This is a genomic window from Micromonospora sp. NPDC049799 (assembly GCF_040656655.1).
Taxonomy (GTDB): Bacteria; Actinomycetota; Actinomycetes; order Mycobacteriales; family Micromonosporaceae; genus Micromonospora.
The window spans coordinates 1-3,453 of the sequence record NZ_JBFAMU010000516.1; the positions used below are offsets into that span (position 1 = coordinate 1).

The following is a 3,453-nucleotide window of genomic DNA, read 5'->3' on the forward strand; positions in this document are numbered from 1 at the left end:
GCCGCTTCCTGGCCGAGGGGCCGCAGGCGGTCCGCGAGGCCCTGGCCCGTCCGGGGGTGGTCACGGAGCTGTTCGGTACGCCGACCGCCCTCGACCGGTACGCGGACCTGGGCGCCCGCGCGGCCGGCGCCGACGTGCCGGTCTCCGAGGTGACCGACGAGGCGCTCGCCGCCCTCGCCGAGACCGTCGCACCGCAGGGCCTGGTGGCCGTGTGCCGGCACCTCGACGTGCCGCTGGAACGGGCCCTGTCCGCCGGTCCCCGCCTGGTGGCGGTGCTCGCCGACATCCGGGACCCGGGCAACGCCGGCACCGTGCTCCGCACCGCCGACGCCGCGGGAGCCCAGGTGGTGGTGTTCGCCGGGGAGGCCGTCGACCCGTACAACGGCAAGGCCGTGCGGGCGTCGGCCGGCAGCCTCTTCCACCTCGACGTGGTCCGCGCGCCCGACCCCCGCCACGCGGTCGAGGCGCTCCGCGAGGCGGGGCTGTCGATCCTCGCCACCACCGGGTACGGCGACGACGACCTGGACGACCTGGCCGACGACGGCCGCCTGGCGGCGCCCACGGCGTGGCTGTTCGGCTCCGAGGCGCACGGCCTGCCCGAGGAGCTCACCGGCGCCGCCGACGCCCGCGTCCGGGTGCCCCTGTACGGGCGCGCCGAGAGCCTGAACCTGGCTGCGGCCGCCGCCGTCTGCCTGTACGCTTCAGCGAGAGCACAGCGTCGACCGTCGACCGGTCGCGCGGGACAGACAGCAGGGGAGAACGTCCGCCCATGAACGCGCCACGGCGTTCGTTTAGCCAGCCCGCCGGTGTCGGCGGGCGGCGGGCCTGACCTGCTTTCCGCACAACTCCCACCGGCGGGCTGCGGCACAGCCGCGCGTCCGTAGACTCGCCTAGCCGCCCGTGAGGGCCGGCGCCGCCGTGAGGGAGTGCCCGTTCGCCATGAGCTACCGCAACGATCCGTACGACCCGAAGCAGGTCGCCCTGCTCGACCCGGCCGCCCTGGCCGACGCCGTCACCGACGCCGAGAAGGCGTTCGCCGCCGCCGGTGATCCGGACGCGCTGACCGCGCTGCGCCCCGCGCACCTCGGCGACCGCTCGCCGGTGTCCCTGGCCCGTCGGGAGATCGGCGCGCTGCCGCCGGCGGCGAAGTCCGACGCCGGCAAGCGGGTCAACGAGGCCCGCCGGGCGATCGAGGCCGCCTACGCCGCCCGCGCCGAGATCCTCGACCGCGAGCAGGCCGAGCGGATGCTGGCCGAGGAGCGGGTGGACGTGACGTTGCCGTACGACCGGCGCCCGTCCGGTGCCCGCCACCCGGTCAGCACCCTGATGGAACAGGTCAGCGACTTCTTCGTCGGGATGGGCTACGAGGTGGCCGAGGGTCCCGAGGTCGAGCTGGAGTGGACCAACTTCGACGCGCTGAACATCCCGCCGGACCACCCGGCCCGCGGCCTGATGGACACCTTCCACGTCGCGCCGGAGAACTCCGGGATGGTGCTGCGGACCCACACCTCGCCGGTGCAGGCGCGGACGATGCTGAGCCGGAAGCCGCCGATCTACGTGATCTGCCCCGGCCGGGTCTACCGCACCGACGAGCTGGACGCCACCCACGCGCCGGTCTTCCACCAGGTGGAGGGCCTGGTCGTCGACAAGGGCATCACGATGGCGCACCTGCGGGGCACACTGGACCACTTCGCCCGGGCCATGTTCGGGCCGGACGCGAAGACGCGGTGGCGGCCGCACTACTTCCCGTTCACCGAGCCGTCGGCGGAGTTCGACGTGTGGTTCCCGGAGCACCGCAAGGGCCCGCAGTGGGTCGAGTGGGGCGGCTGCGGCATGGTCAACCCGCGGGTGCTGCGGGCCTGCGGCATCGACCCGGACGTCTACTCCGGATTCGCCTTCGGCATGGGCATCGACCGGACCGTCATGTTCCGCCACGGCGTGGGCGACATGCGGGACATGGTCGAGGGCGACGTCCGGTTCACCCGGGCGTTCGGCCACGGGTCATGAGCGGTCGGGACGGCGTGAGCGGCGTGCGGGTACGAGTTACGGAGACGGTGGTCTGAGTCATGCGAGTTTCTGTCAGCTGGCTGCGGGAGTACGTGGACCTGCCCGCCGACCTGGTCCCGGGCGACCTGGAGCAGGCCCTGGTCGACCTCGGCATCGAGGTCGATTCCATCCTGGACCTGGGTGAGACGGTCACCGGGTCGCTGGTGGTCGGTGAGGTCCGCGAGATCGAGGAGCTCACCGGCTTCAAGAAGCCGATCCGGTTCTGCCGGGTCGACGTGGGCGCCGCCAACGGCACCGGTGAGCCGCAGGAGATCGTCTGCGGGGCGCGCAACTTCGCCGTCGGCGACCGGGTGGTGGTGATCCTCCCCGGCGGTGTCCTGCCCGGAAACTTCGCCATCGGTGCCCGCAAGACGTACGGGCGCAACTCCAACGGCATGATCTGCTCGGCGAAGGAGCTGGGCCTCGGCGACGACCACTCCGGCATCATCGTGCTGCCGGAGCAGGTCCCCGCCAAGCCGGGAGACGACGCGCGCCCGCTGGTCGGGCTGGACGACGTCGTGGTCGAGGTCGAGGTGACCCCGGACCGCGGCTACCAGATGTCGGTGCGGGGCATCGCCCGCGAGCTGGCCCACGCCCTCGGGGTGGGTTTCCAGGATCCCGGTCTCACGCCGGCGCCCGGGGCCACCGAGCGGCCCGCGTACCCGGTCGAGGTCCGTGACACCGTCGGCTGCGACCGGTTCGCCGCCCGCATGGTGCGCGGCGTCGACCCGGCCGCACCCACCCCGGACTGGATGGCGCGCCGGCTCACCACCGCCGGCATCCGCAGCATCTCGCTGCCGGTCGACATCACCAACTACGTGATGCTCGCGCTCGGCCAGCCGATGCACGCCTTCGACGCCGACCGGATCGCCGGCACGTTGGTGGTCCGGCGCGCCGAGGCGGGGGAGAAGCTGACCACCCTGGACGGTGTGACCCGCACGCTCGCCGCCGAGGACATGGTGATCTGCGACGACACCGGCCCGATCTCGCTCGCCGCCGTGATGGGCGGGCAGACCAGCGAGGTCGTCGACAGCACGGTGAACGTGCTGTTCGAGGCCGCGCACTGGGACCCGGTGATGGTCGGGCGGACCGCCCGCCGGCACAAGCTGTTCAGCGAGGCCGCCAAGCGGTGGGAGCGGGGCGTCGACCCCGCGCTGCCGCTGGTCGCCCTGGACCTCGCGGTGGGGCTGCTGGTCACGCACGGCGGCGGCGCCGCTGGCGAGGAGGTCCTCGACATCGACCACGTCCGGCCGCGTACGCCGGTCGTCCTGCCGGCCGACCTGCCCACCCGCCGGGTCGGGGTGGAGTACCCGCCGGCCCGGGTGGTCGCCCTGCTGGAGCAGGTCGGCTGCACCGTGGCCGCCGGCGCGGACCGGCTCGGCGAGGACCCGGGCACGGTGGGTGTCG

At 73.8% G+C, this 3,453-nt stretch carries 3 protein-coding genes; all 3 read left to right on the top strand.

Translation table 11 applies throughout. The annotated features are described in order from the left end of the window. On the top strand, positions 1 to 773 hold a 773-nt coding region (locus tag AB0I76_RS25505; protein ID WP_357040311.1), incomplete at its 5' end, for an RNA methyltransferase. A gap of 166 nt (positions 774 to 939) precedes the next feature. Continuing rightward, positions 940 to 2,007, top strand: a complete 1,068-nt coding sequence (pheS, locus tag AB0I76_RS25510; RefSeq protein WP_357040314.1) for a phenylalanine--tRNA ligase subunit alpha — start codon at positions 940 to 942, stop codon at positions 2,005 to 2,007. A 59-nt stretch (positions 2,008 to 2,066) separates the two neighbouring features. Beyond that, positions 2,067 to 3,453 (top strand): phenylalanine--tRNA ligase subunit beta (locus tag AB0I76_RS25515; protein WP_357040317.1); only part of this gene is annotated, 1,387 nt, incomplete at its 3' end.